Origin of the sequence: Mesorhizobium sp. M4B.F.Ca.ET.214.01.1.1 (assembly GCF_004791545.1) — a bacterium.
Taxonomy (GTDB): domain Bacteria; phylum Pseudomonadota; class Alphaproteobacteria; order Rhizobiales; family Rhizobiaceae; genus Mesorhizobium; species Mesorhizobium abyssinicae.
Genome location: NZ_SRUX01000018.1, coordinates 21191 through 45424 on the forward strand (window position 1 = coordinate 21191; position 24234 = coordinate 45424).

Genomic DNA, 24234 nt, shown 5'->3' on the forward strand with positions numbered 1-24234 from the left:
CGGACATTCCGGTGTCCGGATACCATCCCTGGCGTCAGCGGCGGTTGAAATGGCGGCGCCGCGCCCTACAAAGCCAAGAACGTGCCATGCCGGGGAATGTTCCGCAGCGACGGCCGGGCGGCTTTGCGTTGTCTCGGACGACTCTAAACAGCAGGGAGCCTGCTTGCGGATCGGTTCTCGCATACGCTTGAGCATGTCATTCCTGGAATGCCAGATTTTTGAAATCTGGTTCCTTATTTTGCTCAGCCCTATCTGTCAGTTTCCGGCTCTCACAGACGCGCCGGGGCACCGGCCAAAAACGGGATCACAGAAAAATGAAATGGCTTAAGTCGCTCATCATCGCCGGGACGCTGCAGGCCCTGGCGGTCACCGCCGGCCATGCCGGCGCCAATCTCGACCAGATCAAGCAGGCCGGCGTCCTCAAGGTCGGCACGGAAGGCACCTACGCGCCCTTCACCTATCATGACACGTCCGGCGCGCTGGTCGGCTTCGACGTCGAGATCGCCAAGGCGATCGCCGACAAGCTCGGCGTCAAGGTCGAGTTCCTCGAAGGCAAATGGGACGGGCTGATCGCGGGCCTCGACGCCAACCGCTACGACGCCGTCATCAACGAGGTCGGCATCACCGACGCGCGCAAGGCCAAGTACGACTTCTCCGATCCCTACATCGCCTCCAAGGCGGTGCTGATCGTGCGCGGCGACAACACCGACATCAAGACCTTCGCCGATCTCAAGGGCAAGAAGTCGGCGCAGTCGCTGACCTCCAATTTCGGCAAGCTGGCCGAGACCAACGGCGCCGAACTGGTCGGCACCGACGGCTTCGACCAGTCGATCCAGCTTCTGCTCACCGGCCGCGCCGACGCCACCATCAACGACAGCCTGTCCTTCCTCGATTTCAAGAAGCACAAGCCCGACGCCAATGTGAAGATCGCCGCGCAGGAAGAGAATGCCGACTATTCCGGCGTCATCGTGCGCAAGGGCGATCCGGAGCTGGTCGCCGCGATCAACAAGGCGCTGGCCGACATCAAGGCGGACGGCACCTACAAGAAGATCGCCGACACCTATTTCGGCCAGGACGTTTCGCAGTAAGCCAGGCCGTCTTGCACTTCGATCCCGGCGGGCCGTCTTTGACGGCCCGCCGGTTTTCGCGTGATATGCACCGCGCAGCCCCTCGCCGGAGCCACCCGCCGCGACGCCGGAGGTGATGGACGGTTATCCAGGCTGCACCTCAAGGAGAGGGCCCCGTGCCGCACTGGCTGCAATTGATGCTGGAATCGCTGCCGACGCTGTTGTGGGCGGCCCTGATCTTCACCGTGCCGCTGACGCTTTTGTCGTTCGCCTTCGGGCTCGTCGCCGGGCTGGCCACGGCGCTGCTCAGGCTGTTCGGCCCCAAGCCCCTGGCGGCTGTGGCCCGCTTCTATGTCTGGATCTTCCGTGGAACGCCGCTCCTGGTGCAGCTCTTCCTGATCTTCTACGGCCTGCCCTCGGTCGGCATCCTGCTCGACGCCTTTCCCGCGGCGCTGATCGGCTTCACGCTCAATATCGGCGCCTACACGTCGGAGATCATCCGCGCCGTCATCGGCTCGGTGCCGAAAGGGCAGTGGGAGGCGTCCTATTCGATCGGCATGACCTGGAGCCAGGCGATGCGGCGCACGATTCTGCCGCAAGCAGGGCGCGTCGCCGTGCCGCCGCTGTCCAACACCTTCATCTCGCTGGTCAAGGATACCTCGCTGGCCGCAGCCATCACCGTGCCGGAGATGTTCCAGGCGGCGCAGCGCATCGTCGCCACCACCTACGAGCCCCTGATCCTCTATATCGAGGCGGCGGCGCTCTATCTGGTGATGAGCTCGGTGCTGTCGGCACTGCAGGCGCGGCTGGAGGTGCGTCTCAACCGTTACGGCGGCTTCCTGGAGGCGAACGCATGATCGGCCTCGACAAGATCGAGAAGCGGTTCGGCGACAACCTCGTGCTGAAGGGGGTCACCGTCAGCATCGAGGAAGGCAGCGTGACCGCGCTCGTCGGCCCGTCCGGCGGCGGCAAAAGCACGCTCCTGCGCTGCATCAACCTGCTGGAGATTCCGACCTCCGGCACGGTGCGGATCGGCGAGGAGACGCTGGAATTCCGCCCGGGCACCAAGGCGCACGCCAGGGACATCCAGCGCATTCGCCTGCAGACCGGCATGGTGTTCCAGAACTTCCAGCTGTTCCCGCATCGCACCGCGATCGAGAACGTCATGGAGGGGCTGGTGACGGTGCTGAGATGGCCGGAGGCGAGGGCGCGCGAGCACGCGCTGGCGCTGCTGGAGAAGGTCGGCATGGCGCACAAGGCCGATGCCTGGCCGGCGACGCTGTCGGGCGGACAGCAGCAGCGCGTGGCGATCGCCCGCGCGCTGGCGCCGTCGCCGAAGGTGCTGCTCTGCGACGAGCCGACCTCGGCGCTCGACCCGGAGCTGGCGCAGGAAGTGGTCGAGGTGCTCGGGCAGCTCGCCCGGGAGGGCACGACCATGGTGATGGCCACGCACGATCTGAGGCTCGCCTCCAAGATCGCGCAGGAGGTGGTGTTCCTCGATGCCGGCGTCGTCGTCGAGAAAGGCCCGGCCTCGGTCGTGTTCGACAGGCCGGAGCGCGAGCGGACGAAACGCTTCATCGCCTCGCTGCGGCAGGAGGAGGCTCAGAAGGGTAGCTGAGCCCCCTACCTCCCCCTTGTGGGGAGGTCGGACCGAAGGTCCGGGTGGGGGGTCGGCGCCGCACCCCCGCCCCGTGCTTCGCAGCGACCCTCCCCACAAGGGGGAGGGTAAAGTCCCAGCAACAAAAAACCCGGCGCGAGGCCGGGTTTTTCGTATTCTTGAGCGAAAAAGCTCAGGCAGCTTCTTCCTGCTCGGCTTCCTCGTTGTCGGCCTTGGCGCCACGCTTCGGGCCCTTGTTGAGGTTGACCTCGATGAGGCGAACCGCCTCGGTCTCCGACATGCGGTTGACGGCCGCGATCTCGCGGGCCATGCGGTCGAGCGCGGCCTCGTAAAGCTGGCGCTCGGAATAGGACTGCTCCGGCTGGTTGTCGGCGCGGTAGAGGTCGCGCACGACTTCCGAGATCGAGATCAGGTCGCCCGAATTGATCTTGGCATCATACTCCTGGGCGCGGCGCGACCACATGGTGCGCTTGATGCGGGCGCGACCCTGCACGACCTTCAGGGCGCGGTCGACATAGTCCTCTTCCGACAGCTTGCGCATGCCGATGGAGGTCGCCTTGGCGACCGGCACCTTGAGGCGCATCTTGTCCTTCTGGAAGTCGATGACGAACAGTTCCAGCTTGTGGCCGGCGACTTCCTGCTCGTCGATCGAGACGATCTGGCCGACGCCGTGCGCCGGGTAGACGATGAATTCGCCGGTCTTGAAACCGTGACGTGCTGCGCTGGACTTCTTCTGCGGGGTGATCGTTGCCATTACGCCCTGAACTCCTTGTTGTAGCGCCGGCATGGCGGCGCCGGCTGAAACTCGCGCGATCGGGGTCACCGACCGTTAGCCGCACAACAGATGAACCCATCCGGAAAAACTGGGGCCAGCCAACCGCACAATTGCGACCGCCTGCCCCAGATCGCTCTGGTCCGGATTGTGAAGTTCACCTTTCAGTGATTTGGGGCGTCTGCGCCATAAATCGACGTTGTGTCACCGGCATGTTTGGCTGATGTAGCACAAAAAGTCGGAAGAATCAAGGTTTTGCTGCATTCGCGAAGGCCGTGCGCCATCCCTGCCTGTCAAGACAGTTCCTGTTTCGCACCTGTTACGCAGCGTCATGCCGGCCGAACCGGCCGTGTCGCTTTTGATTTGCGCATGATCCTTTCCGAAAATCGAAAGCGATTTTCGGGGTCATGCGCTAGTCGCCTTCGCCGGGCTCGGCCGAGAAATATTTCTCGAATTTGCCAGCCTCGCCATCGAAGGTCTTGGCGTCGGCCGGCGGCTCTTTCTTGGCGGTGATGTTCGGCCACTTCTCGGCATATTCGGTGTTGACCTGCAGCCACTTCTCGAGCCCCGGCTCGGTGTCGGGCTTGATCGCGTCGGCCGGGCATTCCGGTTCGCAGACGCCGCAGTCGATACACTCGTCGGGGTGGATGACGAGCATGTTCTCGCCTTCGTAGAAACAGTCGACCGGACAGACCTCAATGCAGTCCATGTATTTGCATTTTATGCAATTGTCGGTCACGACATAGGTCATCGTAGGCTCCGTGACGTCCCGTTTTTGCTGGGCTTTTTGGTGAGGTAACGCCTTTGCCGGCCGCTGGCAAGGGCGGCCGTCCCCGGCGCCGCCGGCGTGCCCGGAAAGGATTTTCCAGACGGCCCACCGGACAAGGCCGGTCTTGTCTCAATCCTCTCTCAATCCTCGCCGAGCAGCCGGTCGGTTTCCCGCCGTTCTTTCTTGGTCGGGCGACCGCTGCCAGCTTCGCGCAGCGCCGGAATGGCGTCCGGAACCGCCTCGCCCTTCGGCGTGGGCTGTGGCGACATGTCCTCATAGAGCAGGCGGGCCTCCTCGGCGGGGCCGCGCCTGGCGCCGGCGCCGAGCACCTTCCAGACCAGGATGCGTCGGTCCAGAGTGAGGGTCAGGACGTCGCCGAGGCGGACAATATCGGAGGCCTGCGCTGCTTTGTCGCTGTTGATGCGCACGCGGCCAGCGACCACGAGCTTGGCCGCCAGCGAGCGCGATTTCACCGCGCGCGAGAAGAACAGCCATTTGTCGATGCGCTGGCGGGCATCGGTAACCATCGTACCCGCGGGCTACTTCTTCAGCTGGTCGCGCAAGGCGGCGAGCTTGGCAAAGGGCGAGTCCGGATCGAAGCGCGCCGGCCGCTCCTCGCGCGGCTTGGCCTGGAAGGCAGGCTTGCCGGCCTGCGCGCCGCCCTTGCCGTCCTGCCTGCCGCCTTTCCAGTCGGACCTGCCGTCGCGGCGGTCGGGACGTTCGCCTTGCGGCCTGCCCTCGCGGCGTTCGCCTGCCTCGCCTTGCGGTCTCGGCTTGAACTTGGAGCGGTCGAAGCGAGGCTTGCCGTCGCGCTGATCGCGGCGTCCTTCCTGGGCCCCGCCCGGCTGCCCGCCGGCGGCGTCAGCCTGGCCCTCGCGCGCGGCCTGACCGTTGCGCGGGCGATTGTCCCTGCGGTTGTCGTGGCGATGGCGCGGGCGCTGGTCGAAGCGGCCCTGCCGCCACAGAAGGATGGGCTTCGGCTCCTCGGCCTCGGCGGCCGCCTCGCTGGAGGCGGCTTCCGGCGTCGCGGCAGGCGCGGCGGACACCGCTTCGGCCGCCAGCGACTCCTCGGTTACCGGCTCTGCGGCGACGGCGTCAACTTCGGCTTCTGCCTGCGGCTCGACTGCCGGAGCAGTATCCGCAGGCTGCTCGGTGACGGCTTCCGCGGCGAGTGGGGCCTCTTCCGCGACCGGCTCGGCAACCATCTCGATGACGGGTTCGGCCGAAACTTCAACCATGACATCCGACGCCACAACGGCATCCGGGCCAGGTTCGGAACCCTCGGCCGGTGTTTCGACGCCGGCTTCGGCAGACGCCGCTTCGGCCGCGGCGGCCAGCTCGGCCTTTGCCGCTTCCTCGGCCGCAAGCTTGGCGGCGGCGGCTTCGCGCGCGGCATTGTCCTGCGCTTCGAGCCGCGCCTTGACCTCGGCGGCCGGCTTCGGCTCGGCGCGGTAGCCGAGGCCCTTCAGGATCTCTTCCATATCGTCGGCGGTGGCGCCGAGGATCGACATCATCGGCGGCGTCACCATGAAGGCGTGGCCGTCATAGGCGCCGTCGGGACGCTGGCCGAGGCCGGGCTTCCAGTTGGTGGCGGGACGGATCAGGTCGGCCAGCCGCTCAAGGATGTCGACGCGAACGGCGCGGCGGCCGAGATTGCGATAGCCGGCGAGCTTGTAGAAGCTCTTGTCGAAGGCGGGATCGATGACCACCGAGGTGCGGCCCGACGCCAGCGCATGAACGACGTCGCCAAAGCCGGGCTTGTCCTTGCCGTCGTTCTTCAGCGCCCACAGCAGCGTCACCAGCCCGGCCGGCGCCGGCTTGATCAATGCCGGCAAGAAGACGTGATAGGCGCCGAAGCGCACGCCCAGCCGGCGCAGCGCGGCGCGGCCCTCCTGGTCGAGCGACTTCATCTCCTCGGCGATGTCGCGGCGGTTGATGAGGCCGAAATGCTCGACGAGCTGGAAGGCGATGCCGCGGCCGATGCCGGTGAGTTGCTCGGCATTCTTGAGGTCGACCAGGGGCTTCAGCAGCGACTCGATCTGGAAATTGACGAAGCGCTCGGCGCGCGCCGCCACCTTGTCGCGGGCCGGACCGGTGAGCTGCTCGTCGGCCAGCAGCACGAGGCGCGGCTTCAGCGGCTCGTCGCCGGCAACCAGCGTTCCGATCGGCGCGCCGATCCAGCGTAGCGTGCCGTCCGAGCCAAGCGCGAGATCGCCATTGGCGCAGGCGCCGAAGCGCTCGGCGCGTGTCTCGAATTCCGCGGCAAGCGCCTTCTGGGCGGCCGTGCGCACGGCCTTGGCATCCTCGCCGCCGGCGCTCTGGTCGGCGGTGAAGCGGAACCCCTGCAACTCGCCGACATGATGGCCTTCGACGAGGACGGTTCCGGTTGGGCTGATTTCGGCTTCAGGCATGGTATTTTCTCTAAGGCGCCGCATGAGGACGGAAGTCCTGCGGTCTACGAAGCGTTTCGTCAACCGCTCATGCAGCGCATCCGACAATCTGTCTTCGATTTCGCGCGTCTTTTCCTGCCAGTGTGCCTGATCGGCCAGCCAGCCAGGGCGGTTGGCGACGAAAGTCCATGTGCGGATCTGGGCAATGCGGTGCGACAGCGTGTCGATGTCGCCGTCGGTCGTGTCGGCGCGGCGCACCTGCTCGGCCATGTAGTTCTCGTCGACATGGCCATGTCGGGCCAGGTCCATGTAGATCGAGGCGATCAAGTCTGCATGCTGGGCCGGCGCGATCTTGCGGTAGTCGGGCAGGGCGCAGGCCTCCCAGAACAGCGCGACGCGCTTGGCGTCGGTGGCGAGCGCGCGGATAGCCTCGTCGCGCGACAGATGCTCCAGCGCCTGCGCGTCCACCGCCGGCAGGGCGCGCGTCAGGCCCTCGACCGGGGCGTTGGTCTCGATCGAGCGCTTCAGCGCGTCGAGGCTGGCGAAGTCGAAATCGGCGGTGCGCCACTGCATCACCTTCACCGGATCGAAATCGTGGCCCTCGATCTTCTTGATCAGCTCCTCGTCCAGCGGATCGACCTGACCGGTGACGCCGAAGGTGCCGTCGCGCAAATGCCGGCCGGCGCGGCCGGCGATCTGGCCGAGCTCGGCGGCGGTCAGGTTGCGGTACTGGTAGCCGTCGAACTTGCGGTTCTGGGCGAAGGCGACATGGTCGAGGTCGAGGTTCAATCCCATGCCGATGGCGTCGGTGGCGACGAGATAGTCGACATCGCCGGCCTGGAACAGCGCCACCTGGGCGTTGCGGGTGCGCGGCGACAGCGCGCCGAGCACGACGGCCGCGCCGCCCTGCTGGCGGCGGATCAGTTCGGCAATGGCATAGACCTCGTCGGCGGAGAAGGCGACGATCGCCGTGCGCCTGGGCAGGCGGGTGAGCTTCTTCGAACCGGCATAGGCAAGGTGCGACAGCCTGGGCCGCGTCACCACCGAGACGCCTTTCAGGAGGCGCTGAAGTATGCCGTGCATGGTGGCCGCGCCCAACAGCAGCGTCTCCTGGCGGCCACGCAGATGCAGGATGCGGTCGGTGAAGATGTGGCCGCGCTCGAGATCGCCGGCAAGCTGCACCTCGTCGATGGCGACGAAGGCGGCATCGGTCTCGCGCGGCATAGCTTCCACTGTGCAGACCGAATATCTGGCGCCCGGCGGCTGGATCTTCTCCTCGCCGGTGATCAGCGCCACCTTGTGGGCGCCGACCTTCTCGCAGACGCGCGAATAGACCTCGCGCGCCAGGAGCCTGAGCGGCAGGCCGATGACGCCGCTCTCATGCGCCACCATGCGCTCGATGGCGAGGTGGGTCTTGCCGGTGTTGGTGGGCCCAAGCACAGCCGTCACGTCACGGCCGGAAAGGATCAACGGCTGAGGATGTTTCGGCTGGACGTTCATCGGCCCGGAAATAGACTCTCTGCCGCTCGTTGTCGGGAGCACGCCAGCGATGGCGCGTGTGACAGGCGACACATAAGGACTTCATGCGCGAAGCGAAAGCGGAATGTTCCGCGGTCAGTCTCCCTGACTCCATATGAGGGTCCGAAATGCGGTCTCGGTTAATGGTTGGAACGAGTCTGGAACGAATCGGCGACGAATCACTGACTCGCCGAGATTCAGGTTTTGTTCACGGCTACATGTGGGTTTTTCGACGGCGAGTCTCACCACATGCTGAATCTCTTGATTGGCCCGATTCATGCAAGGCGAACGCGAGTCGCGCGGCGCCGTTAACCTTTGCCGATCGGCGACGGACCCTGATCTTCCGGCCTTGCCCAAGATTATGAAATTCTTGACTTTTCCTAACGCGCGTTAACCTTTTGGGGCGGATTTTCGGTCCTCGGCGTTAACGTTCCGGCCAAAGCCGGAACGAATCGGCGACGAATCAGCGATGACGGTGTTTTCCCGGTTTGTTCACCCCAACATGTTGTGTCGTGGCAAAGTTTTCCACCGAGAATCCACAGGGTTGCGAACAGCTTTTGCACAGGCTCCGTGACGGCCGTTAACTTTTGCGTGCCGGATCGGGGCAGGGCGTCGCGCGGGAGACGCCGCGGGGGCGGCAACGGCAACAAAAAACGGGCCGGTCTCCCGGCCCGTTTGTCAGATCGCTGTCTCGGAATTTCGGACCCGAACGCGTCGCGTCTTCAGGCGAATTGGCGGGCCTCAGGCGAAATACTGGCCGCCATTGGCACTGATGGTCGAACCGGTGATGAAGCCGGCTTCGTCGGAGGCGAGGAAGACGACGCAGCGCGCGACCTCTTCCGGCTCACCGAGCCGGCCGACGGGGATCTGCGGGATGATGCGCTCGTTGAGCACCTTCTCGTCGATCGCCTTGACCATCTCGGTGGCGATGTAGCCGGGGCAGATGACGTTGACGGTGATGCCGGCGCGGGCGCCCTCCTGGGCCAGCGCCTTCGAGAAGCCGATATCGCCGGCCTTGGCGGCGGAATAGTTGACCTGGCCGGCCTGGCCCTTCTGGCCGTTGATCGAGGAGATGGTGATGACGCGGCCGAACTTGCGGTCACGCATGCCGCCCCACAGCGGATGCGTCATGTTGAAGACGCCGGACAGATTGGTGTCGATGACCTCTTTCCACTGCTCGCGCGTCAGCTTGTGGAACATGGCGTCGCGGGTGATGCCGGCATTGTTGACGAGCACCGAAACCGGGCCGAGATCGGCCTCGACCTGCTTGATGCCGGCAGCGCAGGCGTCATAGTCGGCAACCGACCATTTGTAGACCGGGATGCCGGTCTCGGCCTTGAACTTCGCGGCCGCCTCGTCATTGCCGGCATAGTTGGCCGCAACCGAATAGCCGGCCTTTTTCAGAGCGATCGATATTGCCGCGCCGATGCCGCGCGATCCGCCCGTGACGATTGCTACCTTGCTCATGTGGTCCTCCCTTTAAATCGTCAGCGAATAGAGAGCAGCGAAGCGAATAGGATCTGTCGTCCCGGCGCGCGACGCTTTTCTTCTTTATTCGCTACTCCCTTTTCGCTATTCGCTGAGCTCAGAGCGCTTCGACGCACATGGCGACGCCCATGCCGCCGCCGATGCACAGCGTGGCAAGACCCTTCTTGGCGCCACGGCGGCGCATCTCGAAGACCAGCGTGTTGAAGACGCGGGCGCCGGAGGCGCCGATCGGGTGACCGATGGCGATGGCGCCGCCATTGACGTTGACGATCGACGGATCCCAGCCCATGCCCTTGTTGACGGCGCAGGCCTGCGCCGCGAAAGCCTCGTTGGCCTCGACAAGGTCGAGGTCCTTGACCGACCAGCCTGCCTTCTCCAGCGCCCGCTTCGAGGCCGGGATCGGGCCGGTTCCCATGATCGCCGGATCGACGCCGGCGGTCGCCCAGGAGGCGATGCGGACCAGCGGGGTGATGCCGCGGCGGGCGGCTTCGGCCTCGCTCATCAGCAGCGCGCCGGCAGCGCCGTCGTTGATGCCGGAGGCATTGGCGGCGGTGACCGTGCCGTCCTTGTCAAAAGCGGGCCTAAGCTTGGTCATGGCGTCGAGCGTCGCGCCGTGGCGGATATATTCGTCCTGGTCAACGATCGTATCGCCCTTCTTGCCCTTGATGGTGAAGGCGACGATCTCGTCCTTGAACTTGCCGGCCTTCTGCGCGGCCTCGGCCTTGTTCTGCGAAGCCAGCGCGAACTCGTCCTGGTCGTCGCGGGTGATCTGGAACTGGCGCGCGACATTCTCAGCGGTGTTGCCCATGTGATAGCCGTTGAAGGCATCCCACAGCCCGTCCTTGATCATGGTGTCGATCATCTTGTAGTCGCCCATCTTGACGCCGGCGCGCAGATGCTGGGCATGCGCCGAGAGCGACATCGATTCCTGACCGCCGGCGACGATCACCTTGGCATCGCCGGTGGCGATCTGCTGCATGCCGAGCGCGATTGCGCGCAAGCCCGAGCCGCAGACCTGATTGAGGCCCCAGGCAGTGGTCTCCTTGGGAAGGCCGGCGTTGATCGAAGCCTGGCGGGCCGGGTTCTGGCCCTGGGCAGCGGTCAGCACCTGGCCGAGGATGACCTCGTCGACTTCGGAAGGCTCGACGTTGGCGCGCGCGAGCAATTCCCTGATCACGACAGCGCCGAGTTCATGTGCCGGGGTGGCGGCGAAGCTGCCGTTGAAGGAGCCGACTGCTGTGCGCGCGGCACTGGCGACAACGATGCCATTGGATGCGGACATTTTCTTCTCCAGACTTCGAGGTGTGGTGTTTTTGGGTGTCGTTGAGGAACTTTCTTGCCCTTTCCCGGTGCCAAGTCAAACCGGAAATGGGCATGCCGGCCATGCGCGGCAAGCAGGCCTGCGCCGGCCAGGGCGGCGGTCCTCGCTTCGCTGCGCAGCATATTCCGGCCGCCGTGCAGCATTAATCGATCTTGCACTGCACAAACCGCTTGGAATTGTGACGCTTTTGCGCATATCCTTGACAGGGCGCAATCGTTACCGGCTGCTTACTCAAATGCGCCGGTGTCCGGGGAGGATACTGATGGCCGCAAAAGACGACCCGATCGTCATCAAGAAATATGCCAACCGCCGACTCTACAACACCGGCACCAGCACCTATGTGACGCTGGAAGACCTCGCCGACATGGTCAAGAAGGGCGAGGAATTCACCGTCCAGGACGCCAAGACCGGCGACGACATAACGCATCCGGTGCTGACCCAGATCATTTTCGAGCTGGAGAACAAGGATGGGCAGAACATGCTGCCGATCCCGTTCCTGCGCCAGCTGATCGCCTTCTACGGCGACCAGATGCAGATGATCGTGCCGAGCTTCCTCGAGCAGTCGATGATCGCCTTCTCCAAGGAGCAGGAGCGTTTTCGCGAACAGATGAAGGGCGCGTTCGGCAAGTCGCCGATGGACATGATGAAGATGTCGACGCCGATGAAGGCGCTGGAGGACCAGACGCGCCGCAACATGGAGATGTTCCAGAACGCCATGCGCATGTTCACGCCGTTTCCGTCGGCGACCTCGAATGGCACTGCGCCTGCTCCGGCCGAGCCGGTGAAAAAGGAAGCGCCGGAAAAGTCCGATGACCTCCAGGAACTGAAGGAACAGATCGCGGCCATGCAGCGCAAGCTCGACACGATGTCGTGACCGGCACGTTGCCAGGCGAAGCCGGCCTGACCTGAATCTCAACAAGCCCTGGAGCGACGCGCCCCAGGGCTCGGCTTTGATAAGCACCAGTTCCGCTAAATCCCGACGGGCCTGTCGTAGCGGGCGCGGGGCCGGATCAGGCGGTTGCTCACGACCTGCTCGACGGCATGCGCGGCCGAGCCGACGCTGCGCCCGAGCGCGAACAGCCGGAACGGCGCGTCGGGCGGCAGATGCAGCTGGCGCGTTATCGCGGCCAACGCGAAGTCGATGTTCGGACGCGCCCCCGTTGCGCCGAGAACGGCCTCGCCGAGGCGGGACATACAGCCATCGATCTCGACATCGGCCAACAACGCCTCCGCCCTTGGGTCGCCCTCCGGATAGAGTGGATGGCCAAAGCCGGGCAGCGGCCGGTCGTGGCCAAGCCAGCGCTCGACCGCCGCATCGGCTCCCAGCCGTTCGGCGTCCTCGACCAGATTGAGCAAGGCCTCGCCGGCGCCGCCATGGCGCGGTCCGGACAGGGTGGCAAGACCGGCAAGCAGGCAGGCGGCAACCGACGCGCCGGTGGACGCGGCGACCCGCGTGGCGAAGGTCGAGGCGTTCAACTCGTGATCGGCGAGCAGCACCAATGCCCTGCGTATCAAATTGGCGCCGGCAGCGCCGACCGACCAGCCGCGCGCCAATCTCTCATGCACGGCGCCGTTTCCCGCGGCCGTGCCGAGCGCCTCGGCCAGGGCCGCGATGGCGTCGGCGGCGTCGCGGTAGAGCATGGCTGGCCCGCGTCCCAGCGAAGGCCGGCCTTCGGCAGCCAGCTCAGCCAGCGTTACGAATGCCGCATGGCGACCGCTTTCGCGCGCGTCACGGCGGCCGGGCGAGGCAAACGACACCGGGACGTCCGCTGCCCAGAGCAGGCTTGCCGTCTCCTCCAGCGTGGCCGCGCTGGAGAGCGTCACAGCATCCTTTCCGCGATAGAAAAGGCCGCCATGCTGGATGGTCGAGATCGAGGTGGCAAAAGCCGGCTCGCCCCAGTCGATGGCGCTTTCTGCGATCGCTCGCGGGCTTCGGCCGCGCGCGCGGCGGGTGGCGAGGGCGGCGATGTCGTCGGCGCGATACTGGCTGCGGCGCGGATCGGCTGCGTCCGGACGCATGCCAATACGGCCCCGGCTGACATAGGCATAGAGCGTCTGCGGCCGCACCTTGAGCCGTTCCAGCGCCTCCTCACGCGTCAGCCATTCGGACATGTTGTTTGTCATGCAGCCGATTGCTTGGATATATTGATTCACTTGATCAAGATTGATGCCTCGAACTTGCACCATTAATTCAAGTCCGTAAATGGCGAAGGAGACGGACATGGCAAACGGGCTCGATGATGTGGTGGCGGCGGAAACCGTGCTTTCCGATGTCGACGGCCTCGGCGGCCGGCTGACGATCCGTGGCCATTCGCTGCCGGAACTGGCCGGCCGCTGGCGCTATCCGCAAGTGGCGCGCCTGTTGCTCGACGGCTTCTTCGACGACCTTCCCGGCGATGCTGAACTGGCCGGGGCGATCGGCCGGGCGCGGGTCGAGGTGTTCCAGCGGCTGCAGCCGATTTTTCCGACGCTGGCCGCGCACGATGTCTACAGCGGCATGCGTGCCGGCATCGCCTTGCTGCCTGATGGCGGGACGCTGGCGGATGCGCTCCGGCTGATCGCCGCGCCAGCGGTACTGACACCGGCCTTGCTGCGGGCAAAACGGGGCGACAAAGCGGTCGCGCCGGACAAGGGTGCCGATCATGCCGCCGACATGCTGCGGATGCTGAGCGGCAAGGCGGATTCACCCGACCTGGCCAGGGCGCTCGACACCTATCTGGTCACCGTCTGCGACCATGGCCTCAACGCCTCGACTTTTGCTACCCGCGTCGTCGCCTCGACCCAGGCCGGGCTGACCTCGGCGATCCTGGCCGGGCTCGGCGCGCTCAAGGGGCCGCTGCATGGCGGCGCGCCCGGACCGGTCATCGAAATGCTGGACGCGATCGAGGCGAGCGGCGACGCCGCCGGCTGGCTGCGCGACGAGATCGTGCATGGCGAGCGCATCATGGGCTTTGGCCACCGTATCTACCGGGTGCGCGATCCGCGCGCCGACGTGCTGAAGGCGGTGGTGCGGCAGCTGGGCGGCAAGGGTGGAACCGGCCGCCGGCTGACCTTCGCCGAAGAGGTCGAGCAGGCAGCGCTCGAGGTGCTGCGGGTTGCCAAGCCGCAGCGCTCGATCCAGACCAATGTCGAATTCTACACCGCGCTGCTGCTTGAGGCGGCGGGCTTTCCCGCTGAGGCGTTCTCCAATGTCTTCGCCGCGGGCCGCATCGCCGGCTGGATCGCCCATGCGCGCGAGCAGCAGACGACCGGGCGGCTGATCCGGCCGCAGTCGCGCTATGTCGGGCCGGTGCCGGATCTCGTCGCCTGAGGTCGCTCTCCGCCTTCAGGCGGAGAATCTCGCTCATGAGCGAAATTTCATGTGATCACGCGAGCGTGTTCGTGTTCTTGCCTTGGTCAGGACTTATATGCTGCACTGCAACATAGGTCCGCCGCGGCCGCGCCGACCCGATTCCCGGGCCGGATGAGGCTGCTGCACCCAACGACAGGAACGCCATGACGACGAACGGCAAGGCGGAGGAAAACAAGAAGATCAACGTCGCGCTGCAGGGGGGCGGCTCGCACGGCGCCTTTTCCTGGGGCGTGCTCGACCGCCTGCTGGAGGACGGGCGGCTGGAGATTTCTGCGGTGTCCGGCACCAGCGCCGGCGCCATGAACGCGGTGGCGCTGGCCGACGGCTTCGTCCGTGGCGGCGTCGAAGGCGCTCGCAAGAAGCTCGACGATTTCTGGCGCGCGGTGGCGCGGAAAGGCCGCTTCAGCCCGGTGCAGCGCATGCCGTGGGACGTCGCCTGGGGCAACTGGTCGATCGAGAACACGCCGGGCTATGTCTTCTTCGACACGATGTCGCGGGTGTTTTCCCCTTATGTCGCCAACCCGCTCGGCCTCAATCCGCTGCGCGACGTGGTCAAGCAGGAGATCGACTTCGCCAATGTGCGCGCCTGCAAGTCGGTGGAGCTGTTCATCTCGGCGACCAATGTCGAGACCGGGCAGTTGCGCGTCTTTTCCGATGGCGAGATCGACCTCGACACGGTGATGGCCTCGGCCTGCCTGCCGCAATTGTTCCGCGCCGTCGAGATCAAGGGCGTGCCCTACTGGGATGGCGGCTATGGCGGCAATCCGGCGCTCTATCCGTTCTTCAAGACGACTGCCACCGAGGACGTGCTTCTGGTGCAGATCAATCCGGTGGTGCGCGAGGGCACGCCGAAGAGCGCCAACGAAATCCAGAACCGCATCGACGAGATCACCTTCAACGCCGGGCTGTTGCGCGAATTCCGCTCGATCGCCTTCGTCAAGGAATTGATCGCCGCCGGCCGGCTGCCGCATGGCGAGTACCGCGACATCCGCATGCATCGCATCGATGCCGACGAGGCGTTCAAGGATCTGTCGGCGTCGTCCAAGGTCAATGCCGAATGGGCCTTCCTCGCCTATCTGCGCGATCTTGGCCGAAGTGCCGCCAGCGACTGGCTGGAGGAGAACTACGACGCCGTCGGCAAGCGGCCGACGCTCGATCTCTCCGGCGAACTCGACGACGGCTACCGGCCAGTGCGCGGCCCGGCGCCGGGCCGGCGGGTCAAGGAGTTTCTCGCCATACGCAGGAAGCCCGAGCAGGCGCGGCGCGGAGCCTAGCGCAACCGGGGCACCTCAACCCTTCCGCAGCACCAGGTCGATCACCCTGATCAGTGCGGCGGCGGCCTGCCGCTGCTCGTCCGGATTGCTGATGCGCGTCTTCATGCCCTCCAGCCCGTCGAGCAGCATGTCGGCGAGCAGCCGCGCCGAAAGTCCCTTGGCGGCGAGGGCGACGCCGTTGCCTTTCGCTTCGCCCTCTATGGCCCTGGCAATGTGCTCGACAAGGCCGCCGCGCCAGCAGCCGACGAGGTCGGCGACGCTCGACTTCATGTCGAGCAGTTCGGCGCCGTGCGGGGAGGCGTGCACGGCGCCTATCATCGAGATCAGCGCGGCGTCGACGGCGCGCATCATGCGTTCGGCGAAGGCGCCGCCGCCTTCGAGCTCGCTCTTTGCCTGTTCGACCGAACGGCCGAGCAGCATCAGGGCGATGGCGCGGAAAATGTCGGTCTTGTTCCTGAACAGCAGATAGAGCGCCGGCCGCGACATGTCGGCGGCGCGCGCGATGTCGTCCATGGTGGTGCGCGAAAAGCCATAGGCGAGGAACACCTTCATCGCGCCCTCCAGAATGCGGGCGCGCTTGGGGTCGACGGCAATGTCCTCGGCTTCGATCATGGCGGCAAGTCTATCCTGTATGAACTCTATTGACAAAATGACGGATTTTGTCAAGTTGTATGAAGACGAAGTGGCCGAGACCTGCCATTTCGCTTCTGGCTGTGGACGACAACGAAGGGTATCCCCATGCGCCTCACCGTCGATGGACAATCGTTCGACATCGATGCCGATCCTGAAATGCCGCTGTTGTGGGCATTGCGCGATCTCGTCGGCAAGACGGGCCCGAAATTCGGCTGCGGCATCGCCGCTTGCGGCGCCTGCACCGTGCATGTCGACGGCCAGCCGGTGCGCTCCTGCTCGCTGCCGGTCGGCGGAGTCAGCGGCGCGATCACCACGATCGAAGGCATCAGCGCCGGCGGCAAGCTGCATCCGGTGCAGCAGGCCTGGCTCGAGGAGCAGGTGGCGCAATGCGGCTACTGCCAGGCCGGCCAGATCATGAGCGCGGTGGCATTGCTCGAGGAGGTGGCGGATCCGAGCGACGACGACATCGACAACGCCATGGGCGGCAACCTCTGCCGCTGCGGCACCTATCCGAAGATCCGCGCGGCGATCAAGAAAGCCGCGGCGCTGAAGACGGCGGGGCTCTGATCATGGCCAGCATCGGAAAGATCGCCCGCCGCACCTTCCTCATCGGCGCCGCCGCCGTCGCCGGCGGTGTCGCCGTCGGCTACTATTACTACCGCAAGCCCTTCGCGAACCCGCTCGAGGCCGATCTCGGCAAGGGCGAGGCGACCTTCAATCCTTATGTGAAGATCGGCGCCGACAACGCCATCACCATCGTCGCGCCGCGCGCCGAGATGGGGCAAGGCGTGTCGACGACGCTTGCCGCCATGGTCGCCGAGGAGCTCGATGTCGGTCTCGACCAGGTCAAGGTCGAGCATGGCCCGGCCTCCTATGCCTATTACAACGCGGCGATCCTGCAGGAGGGCGGTCCATTCGCCTTCTTCGACGAGAGCATGACGGCGGAAGCGGTGCGTTCCGGCCTCGGCGTCGTCGGGAAGCTGCTCGCTTTGCAAGGCACGGGCGGCTCGTCCTCGATGCGCGACGGCTTCGACAAGATGCGGCAGGCGGGCGCTGCCGCAAGGCAGATGCTGATCGCGGCGGCGGCGCAGAAGCTCGGCGTTTCCGCCGGCGAGCTGGAAACCGCCAGCGGCACGGTCCTGCACAAAGCGTCGGGAAAATCGGTCACCTATGGCGAAGTCGCCGCCTCAGCCAGCACCATGCCGCCGCCAGCCGAGGTCAGGCTCAAGGACAAGGCCGACTGGAAGCTGCTCGGCAAGCCGCAGAAGCGCGTCGACATGCTGGCCAAGGTCACCGGCGCGCCGATCTTCGGCATCGATGTCAGGCTGCCGGAGATGCTCTACGGCACGGTGAAGATGAGCCCGCGCTTCTGGTCGAAGCCGGTGAGCGCCGACCTCTCCAAGGCGGGAAAAATGCCGGGCGTGGTCAAGATCGTGCCGATCGAGACCAGCTACGGCCATGGCTTCGGCGTCATCGCCGAAAACACCTGGGCGGCATTCAGGGCCGCCGAGGCGATCGAGGCCAAATGGGCCGACCCCGAATATCCGCTGGACAGCGCCGCCATCGACGCGGCGCTGAAACAGGCGCTCACCACCAAGGGCTCGGCATTGCGCAACGACGGCGATGTCGACACCGCCTTCGCCGACGCGCCACGCGAAAAGATCGTCGAGGCCGACTATGCGGTGCCGTACCTGGCGCACGCGACGATGGAGCCGATGAACGCCACGGCGCGGCTGAAGGACGGCGCCCTCGACATCTGGTGCGGCAACCAGGCGCCGACGCTGGTGCGCCAGCTCTGCGCCAACGCGGTCGGCATCGAGCAGGACAAGGTCACGGTGCACACAACCTTCCTCGGCGGTGGCTTCGGCCGGCGCGTCGAGATGGACTATGCGCTGTGCGCGGCGCTGATGGCCAGGGAAGCCGGCGGTCGTCCGGTCAAGGTGACCTGGACGCGCGAGGAGGACATGCGCCACGACGCCTACCGCCCCGCGGCAATCGGCAGGTTCCAGGCGCGGCTCGGCGACGATGGCCTGCCGGTCGCGGTCGACATGAAAATGTCGTCGCCATCGGTGATCGCCAGCACCTTGCGGCGGCTGTTCCCCTCGCTGTCGGCGATGGGACCGGACAAGACCATCGTCGACGGCGCCTACGACCAGCCCTACACGATCCCGAACTACCGGGTGAGCGGCATCGCCGCGCCCGTCTCGATCCCCGTCGGCTCGTGGCGTTCGGTCGGCAGCTCGATCAATGGCTTCTTCCATGAAGGCTTCATGGACGAGATCGCGGCCGCCGGGAAAACCGACCCGGTCGAACTGCGCAAGAAGCTGATGGCCGCCTATCCGTCGGCGGTGAAGGTGGTCGAGGCAGTCGCCGGGATGGCGAAATGGGGCGAGGCGCTGCCGGCCGGCAAGGCCAAGGGCATAGCCTTCACGCTGTCCTTCGGCAGTTGGGTCGGCGAGATCGTGCAGGTCGCGGACACGTCGGCCGGCATCCGCATCGAGAAGGTGTGGATCGCTGCCGATGTCGGCACCGCGCTCGATCCGGACATCATCAAGGCGCAGCTCATCTCCGGCGCCATCTACGGCCTGTCGGCGGCGATGGGCCAGGAAATCACCTTCGCCGACGGCATGGTCGAGCAGTCGAACTTCCACGATTTCGACGCCATGCGCATCTTCCAGGCCCCGGTGTTCGAGGTGGCGGTGCTGGAGAATTTCCACAAGATGGGCGGCGTCGGCGAGGTCGGCACGCCGCCGGCCGCTCCGGCGCTCGCCAATGCCATCTTCGCGCTGACCGGCAAGCGCATCCGTAGGTTGCCGCTGTCGAAAGAGGTGACCTTCGCATGAGGAAGCTTCTCATCATGCTGACGCCTGCTGCCATCATGTTGCTGGCGGCGCCTTTTGCAACCGCGCGGGAGTCCCAGCAACCAGCCCCAGCAGCAGTCGACACGGCCAAGGGCCTGCCCGAATGGGACAAGGTCTATGCGGTGTTCTCGCATCCACGCTGCGCCGACTGCCATGTCGCCGACGATCGGCCGCGCTGGTCCGGCGCTCATTATGGCGGCACGCGCGTGCATGGCTTCAATGTCCAGCGCGGCGCCGACGGCTCCGGCTTCGGCAATCCCGGTCTGCGTTGCACGACGTGCCATTTCTCTAGCAATTCCAAGGCATTGCACGGGCCGCCGGGGGCCGAGAACTGGCATCTGGCGCCGGCCGAGATGGTCTGGTTCGGAAAGTCCTCGGCCGAAATCTGCGCCCAGATCAAGGACCCCGCTCGCAATGGCGGGCGCAGCCTGCAGGATGTCGCGCTGCATGTTCGCGACGACAAACTGGTTGCCTGGGGCTGGGCCCCGGGAGCGGATCGTGAGCCGGCGCCAGGCTCGGCGGAGGAGACATACACAGCGATCGAGAACTGGATGGCGGCGGGCGCGCCCTGTCCGGCAGCGCAATAATCCATCAAAGTTTCTGACTATTTTGCGTTGCAACTTTGAGGTAGAAGCGGCGCCTCGCCTATCACGGCAAATTGAATAGGGCCTTGCGCGCACCCATATCGGCGACGCGCCCGCATCTGAAAGAAGCGGCCTGGCCGAACCCCGCAGTGGAAACGACGACGATGCCGAAAATCAGGTTTCACAAGCTTGCAGCCATTGTTGTGCTTATCGGATTCGCAGCCTGGATGGGAACGGGTGAATTCTCGTCCGTGGGCAGCGCCGCCGCCGACAAGCCGAAGGCAGAAGACGCCTCGAAGGCTACGCAGCCGGAGGCCGCCAAGCCGAAAGCCCCTGAGGCCGAGGCGAAGGCGCCGCTGCGCACCGTCGCGGTGGTGACACCGCCGCGCAAGACCTATGCGCGCGCCATCCGCATCTCCGGGCTGACCGAAGCCGACAAGCGGGCGGTGCTGGCGACGCGCGTCGCCGGCGTCATCGACCAGCTGCCGGTCAAGCAGGGCCAGCGCGTCAAGACCGGCGACCTGGTGCTGATGCTGGCGGCCGAGGAGAAGATCTCCAACGTCGACAACGCCAAGCAGCTTCTGGTGCAGCGCCAGGCCGAGCTGGAAGCGGCCCTGCGGCTGATGAAGACCGGCAATCTGCCGGCGCTGCAGCTCGACACCGCGCGCTCGAACCTGACGTCCGCGCAATCGCAGCTGGAGACCGCGCAAGCCGAACTCGACCGCAACGAGGTCAAGGCGCCGTTCGATGGCGTCATCGACCGCGTTCCGGTGGAACTGGGCAGCTCGGTGATGCAGGGCGGTGAGGTGGCGACCATCCTGAAGCTCGACCCGGTGATAGCGCGCGGCGAGGTCAGCGAGCGCGACCTGCGCTACATCAAGATCGGCGACGAGGCCAATGTGCGCCTTGTGAACGACCAGAAAGTCACCGGCACGGTGCGCTACATCAGCCGCGACGCCTCATCGCAGACCCGCACCTTCCGTGTCGAAGTGGCGATCCCCAATGCCGATGGCGCCATCCCCGCCGGCATGACGGCCGAAATCACGCTCAGCGCGCAGCCGACCGACGCGGTCATGCTGCCGCGTTCGGTGGTGACGCTCGGCGACAAGGGCGACCTCGGCATCCGCGCCGTCGGCAAGGACAACAAGGTGGCGTTCTACCCGATCGATCTCGTCGACGACACGCCGAACGGCCTGGTGCTGGGCGGCATTCCGGGTGACGCGCGCATCATCGTCGCCGGCCAGGAGCTGGTTAAGGAAGGCGACGCGGTCAAGCCGGTCGAGGCCGACCAGGCTACGATCAACAAGCTGATCGGCGAAGCCACCTCCGGGACGCAGTAGCGCAGTCCGACGTCGGGCGCGCCCGGCGTCGGCCAATTCGCTACTCCTCGAAGACAACAGCAGGCATAAGTCATGGATATCGTCAGACTCGCCATCCACAACGCCCGCCTCACAATATCCGCGCTGCTGTTCCTGCTCGTGGCGGGCTGGGTCGCCTATCAGTCGACACCGAAGGAAGCGGAGCCGGACGTTCCGATTCCGATGATGTATATCAGCCTGATCTATCAGGGCATCTCGCCGGAGGATTCCGAGCGTCTTCTTCTGCGTCCGATGGAAAGCAAGCTGAAGAGCCTGAAAGGCCTCAAGGAGATGCGTTCGGCCGCCTTCCAGGGCGGCGGCTATGTGCTGGTCGAGTTCCAGCCGCAGACCAATCTGGCGACGGCGCTGCAGGACACGCGCAGCAAGGTGCAGGACGCCAAGGCCGACCTGCCGCAGGCCGCCGAGGAGCCGACCGTCAACGAGGTCAACGTCTCGGAATTCCCGGTCCTTGTCGTGACGCTGTCGGGCGACGTGCCGGAGCGCGTGCTGACGGCGGCGGCGCGCGAATTGCGCGACCGCATCGAGGAAGTGCCCGGCGTGCTCGAAGGCTCGCTGCAGGGCGCGCGCGACGATCTGGTCGAAGTCGTCATCGACCCGGTCAAACTGTCCTCCTACGGGCTGCAGCTCGACCAGGTGATGCAAGGCGTCGGCGCCTCCAACAGCCTGGTCGCGGCCGGCAATCTCGAAGGCTCGGAAGGCAAATACGCGGTCAAGGTGCCGTCGCTGATCGAGACGCCGGAGGATGTCGCCAACCTGCCGGTCGTCGCCACGCCGAATGCCGTGGTGCAGGCCAAGGACATCGCCACCATCCGCTCCACCTTCAAGGACGCCGAGACGGTGACGCGCCTCGACGGCAAGCCGGCCATCGCCATCGAGGTGAAGAAGCGCATCGGCGCCAATCTGATCGACACCCTGAACCATGTCAGGGAAATGTCCGACAGCTTCATCAAGACTATGCCGGAAGGCATGCATGTCACCTACACGCAGGACAAGTCGGTCTTCGTCAACCAGCTGCTCGGCGACCTGCAGAACCACGTCATGATCGCCGTCATCCTGGTGTTCATCGTCATCCTCTATGCGCTGTCTGGCCGCGCCTCGCTGCTCATCGGGCTGGCCATTCCGTCGTCCTTCCTGATCGGCATCCTGCTGCTCGCCATGATGGGCTACACGATCAACATGATCGTGCTGTTCAGCCTCATCCTGGCGGTCGGCATGCTGGTCGATGATGCCATCATCGTCACCGAATTCGCCGAACGGCGCATGAGCGAAGGCATGCCGAAGGCGGATGCCTTCGCGCTGGCCGCAAGGCGCATGGCCGGTCCGGTCATCGCCGCGACGATGACGCGCATCGCCGCCTTCTCGCCGCTTTTGTTCTGGCCGGGCATCATCGGCGACTTCATGAAATACATGCCGATCACGCTGATCGTGACGCTGTCGGCCTCGATGCTCTATGCGCTGGTGTTCGCGCCGACGCTGGGCGCCATCTTCGCCAAGGCGCCCAAGCATCATGAGGACGAGAACCGCGACGGCTGGTACATGGCGCTGGTCAAGCAGGCGGTACGCTTCCCCATCACCGTGATCCTGCTCACCGTCGGCCTGCTGGTCGGCGTCGGCTTCGCCTATTCGAAATACGGTGCCGGCGTCGAATTCTTCCCCAGCGTCGAGCCGGATTACGGCCTGCTCTACGTGCATGCGCGCGGCAACCTTTCGCTGGCCGAAATGGACGCCGCCACCAAGGAAGCGGAAAACCGGCTGCTCGGCTGGCCGGGGGTGAAGTCGGTCTATACGCGCGCCGGCAAGACGCAAGGCGGCGGCCAGGACATTCCTGAGGATGTCGTGGGCGTCATCCAGTACGAGTTCGTCGACTGGCGCGAGCGCAAGTCGGCCAACCAGATCCTCAGCGACCTGCGCGGCGTCATGGCCGGCATTCCCGGCGTCGATGTCGAGGTGCGCGTGCCGGAGGCCGGCCCGCCGACCGGCAAGCCGATCCAGATCAGGCTTTCGGCCGCCGATCCCAAGGGGCTCGACGACAAGGCGCGCGCGGTGGCGGCGCGGATCGCCAAGATTCCCAACGTCATCGACATATCGGACGGCCTGCCGCCGCCGGGCGTCGACTGGGCGCTCGAGGTCGACCGCGCCAAGGCGGCGCAATACGGCATCAGCCCGACCTCGGTCGGCACGGTGGTGCAACTGGTCACCAATGGCCTGAAGCTCTCGGAATACCGGCCCGCCGGGGCGGACGACGCCGTCGACATAAGGCTGCGCCTGCCCGAGGACCGGCGCACGCTGTCGACGCTGGATGAGCTGAGGGTACAGACCTCGCAAGGCTCGGTGCCGATCTCGAACTTCGTCGTGCGCAAGCCCGAGCCGACGGTCGGCATCCTCAACCGCATCGACGGCGCGCGCACGGTGGTGGTGCAAGCCAATGTCAGCGCCGGCGCGCAGGTCGCGGCGGTGCAGCAGGAAGTGACCAAGGCCGTCTCCGAGATGGAGCTGGGCAGTGGCATCCGCTGGAAGCTCGCCGGCTCCAACGAGGACAGCGCCGAGGCCGGCGCCTTCCTCAGCAAGGCCTTCGGCGCGGCGATCTTCCTGATCTTCCTGGTGCTGCTCATGCAGTTCAACAAGTTCACCAGCGTCTGGCTGGTGCTGTCCTGCGTGGTCATGGCGACGGTCGGCGTCTTCCTCGGGCTGCTTCTGACGGGCGAAGCCTTCGGCATCGTCATGTCCGGCATCGGCGTCATCGCGCTCGCCGGCGTGGTGGTGAACAACAACATCGTGCTGATCGACACTTACGACCGGTTGCGCGAGGAAGGCTGGGACAAGATGGACGCGGTGCTGCAGACCTGCCGCGAGCGCGCCCGTCCGGTGGTGCTGACGGCGGTGTCGGCGATCCTCGGCGTCTTGCCGATCGCCTTCGGCCTCGGCCTCGAGATCTTCCATCACGAGACGACGATCAACGCGCCGTCGACGCAGTGGTGGATCTCGCTGTCGTCAGCGATCGTCTTTGGCCTGTCCTTCGCCACCTTGCTGACGCTGGTGGTGACGCCATCAATGCTGATGGTGTTCACGCGCAGCAAGGACAGTCGCTTCAACGCGTTTTCCCGGCGGCTGTTCGGTCGCGGCAAGGGCAAGGTTTCAACGACTGTCCCAGGCGACGATGCGGGCGCCGAGCCGGCCGTCGCCTTCCAGAAAGCCGCCGAATAAGTCA

At 65.6% G+C, this 24234-nt stretch carries 19 protein-coding genes; 11 read left to right on the top strand and 8 right to left on the bottom strand.

The genetic code is table 11. The features are described from left to right. Positions 1 to 314: 314 nt before the first annotated feature. From EN857_RS28450 to EN857_RS28460, 3 genes are all read left to right on the top strand, one after another. On the top strand, positions 315 to 1088 hold the full coding sequence (locus EN857_RS28450; protein WP_127285706.1) for an amino acid ABC transporter substrate-binding protein: 774 nt from the start codon (positions 315 to 317) through the stop codon (positions 1086 to 1088). A gap of 155 nt (positions 1089 to 1243) precedes the next feature. After that, complete coding sequence (locus EN857_RS28455; RefSeq protein WP_127311582.1) at positions 1244 to 1924, top strand: ABC transporter permease subunit; 681 nt, start codon at positions 1244 to 1246, stop codon at positions 1922 to 1924. Continuing rightward, positions 1921 to 2685 carry an amino acid ABC transporter ATP-binding protein gene (locus EN857_RS28460; RefSeq protein ID WP_135859424.1) on the top strand — a complete coding sequence of 255 codons (765 nt, stop codon included), beginning with the start codon at positions 1921 to 1923 and terminating at the stop codon, positions 2683 to 2685. Before EN857_RS28455 ends, EN857_RS28460 begins: the two co-directional genes overlap by 4 nt. A 172-nt stretch (positions 2686 to 2857) precedes the next feature. Here EN857_RS28460 and EN857_RS28465 read toward each other — a convergent pair whose 3' ends face one another. The 6 genes from EN857_RS28465 to EN857_RS28490 all read right to left on the bottom strand — a co-directional run bounded on the left by EN857_RS28465 (position 2858) and on the right by EN857_RS28490 (position 10904). Next, positions 2858 to 3439 (bottom strand): CarD family transcriptional regulator, encoded by a 582-nt coding sequence (locus tag EN857_RS28465; protein WP_127285709.1) that lies wholly within the window; start codon positions 3437 to 3439, stop codon positions 2858 to 2860. A gap of 430 nt (positions 3440 to 3869) precedes the next feature. Beyond that, positions 3870 to 4208: a ferredoxin FdxA gene (fdxA, locus tag EN857_RS28470; protein ID WP_006202440.1), complete on the bottom strand. Its 339-nt coding sequence runs from the start codon at positions 4206 to 4208 to the stop codon at positions 3870 to 3872. Between the two features lie 158 nt (positions 4209 to 4366). Continuing rightward, positions 4367 to 4753, bottom strand: a complete 387-nt coding sequence (locus EN857_RS28475) for an RNA-binding S4 domain-containing protein (RefSeq protein ID WP_135859425.1) — start codon at positions 4751 to 4753, stop codon at positions 4367 to 4369. A 12-nt stretch (positions 4754 to 4765) separates the two neighbouring features. Then, entirely contained in the window at positions 4766 to 8116 is a 3351-nt protein-coding gene (locus tag EN857_RS28480; protein ID WP_135859445.1) for a helicase-related protein, read from the bottom strand. 759 nt (positions 8117 to 8875) lie between these two features. Beyond that, the gene (gene phbB, locus EN857_RS28485) at positions 8876 to 9601 is read right to left on the bottom strand and encodes an acetoacetyl-CoA reductase (protein ID WP_127285533.1); all 726 of its coding nucleotides are present in this window, start codon (positions 9599 to 9601) and stop codon (positions 8876 to 8878) included. A 118-nt stretch (positions 9602 to 9719) separates the two neighbouring features. Further along, on the bottom strand, positions 9720 to 10904 hold the full coding sequence (locus EN857_RS28490) for an acetyl-CoA C-acetyltransferase (RefSeq protein WP_127285534.1): 1185 nt from the start codon (positions 10902 to 10904) through the stop codon (positions 9720 to 9722). Positions 10905 to 11205: 301 nt separating this feature from the next. Here EN857_RS28490 and phaR point away from each other — a divergent pair, with 301 nt between their 5' ends. Beyond that, a complete protein-coding gene (gene phaR / locus EN857_RS28495; protein WP_127285535.1) occupies positions 11206 to 11817 on the top strand; it encodes a polyhydroxyalkanoate synthesis repressor PhaR in 612 nt (203 codons plus the stop codon). A 95-nt stretch (positions 11818 to 11912) separates the two neighbouring features. Here phaR and EN857_RS28500 read toward each other — a convergent pair whose 3' ends face one another. After that, complete coding sequence (locus tag EN857_RS28500) at positions 11913 to 13055, bottom strand: citrate synthase (RefSeq protein WP_135859446.1); 1143 nt, start codon at positions 13053 to 13055, stop codon at positions 11913 to 11915. Positions 13056 to 13164: 109 nt separating this feature from the next. Between EN857_RS28500 and EN857_RS28505 the strand changes: the two genes are divergently transcribed. Then, positions 13165 to 14253 (top strand): citrate synthase/methylcitrate synthase, encoded by a 1089-nt coding sequence (locus tag EN857_RS28505; protein WP_135859426.1) that lies wholly within the window; start codon positions 13165 to 13167, stop codon positions 14251 to 14253. A 185-nt stretch (positions 14254 to 14438) separates the two neighbouring features. Further along, positions 14439 to 15569, top strand: coding sequence for a patatin-like phospholipase family protein (locus EN857_RS28510; protein ID WP_135859427.1), 1131 nt, complete (start codon positions 14439 to 14441; stop codon positions 15567 to 15569). A 15-nt stretch (positions 15570 to 15584) separates the two neighbouring features. Here the strand turns inward: EN857_RS28510 and EN857_RS28515 are convergent, their stop codons facing one another. Then, the gene (locus tag EN857_RS28515) at positions 15585 to 16181 is read right to left on the bottom strand and encodes a TetR/AcrR family transcriptional regulator (RefSeq protein ID WP_135859428.1); all 597 of its coding nucleotides are present in this window, start codon (positions 16179 to 16181) and stop codon (positions 15585 to 15587) included. A 126-nt stretch (positions 16182 to 16307) separates the two neighbouring features. Between EN857_RS28515 and EN857_RS28520 the strand changes: the two genes are divergently transcribed. From EN857_RS28520 to EN857_RS28540, 5 genes are all read left to right on the top strand, one after another. After that, positions 16308 to 16769: a (2Fe-2S)-binding protein gene (locus tag EN857_RS28520; protein ID WP_127310916.1), complete on the top strand. Its 462-nt coding sequence runs from the start codon at positions 16308 to 16310 to the stop codon at positions 16767 to 16769. A 2-nt stretch (positions 16770 to 16771) separates the two neighbouring features. Next, positions 16772 to 19045 (top strand): xanthine dehydrogenase family protein molybdopterin-binding subunit, encoded by a 2274-nt coding sequence (locus tag EN857_RS28525; RefSeq protein WP_135859429.1) that lies wholly within the window; start codon positions 16772 to 16774, stop codon positions 19043 to 19045. After that, complete coding sequence (locus tag EN857_RS28530) at positions 19042 to 19650, top strand: hypothetical protein (protein ID WP_135859430.1); 609 nt, start codon at positions 19042 to 19044, stop codon at positions 19648 to 19650. Before EN857_RS28525 ends, EN857_RS28530 begins: the two co-directional genes overlap by 4 nt. 161 nt (positions 19651 to 19811) lie before the next feature. After that, positions 19812 to 20987 (top strand): efflux RND transporter periplasmic adaptor subunit, encoded by a 1176-nt coding sequence (locus EN857_RS28535; protein WP_135859431.1) that lies wholly within the window; start codon positions 19812 to 19814, stop codon positions 20985 to 20987. A gap of 72 nt (positions 20988 to 21059) precedes the next feature. Then, a complete protein-coding gene (locus EN857_RS28540) occupies positions 21060 to 24230 on the top strand; it encodes an efflux RND transporter permease subunit (protein WP_135859432.1) in 3171 nt (1056 codons plus the stop codon). The last annotated feature ends 4 nt before the right edge of the window (positions 24231 to 24234 follow it).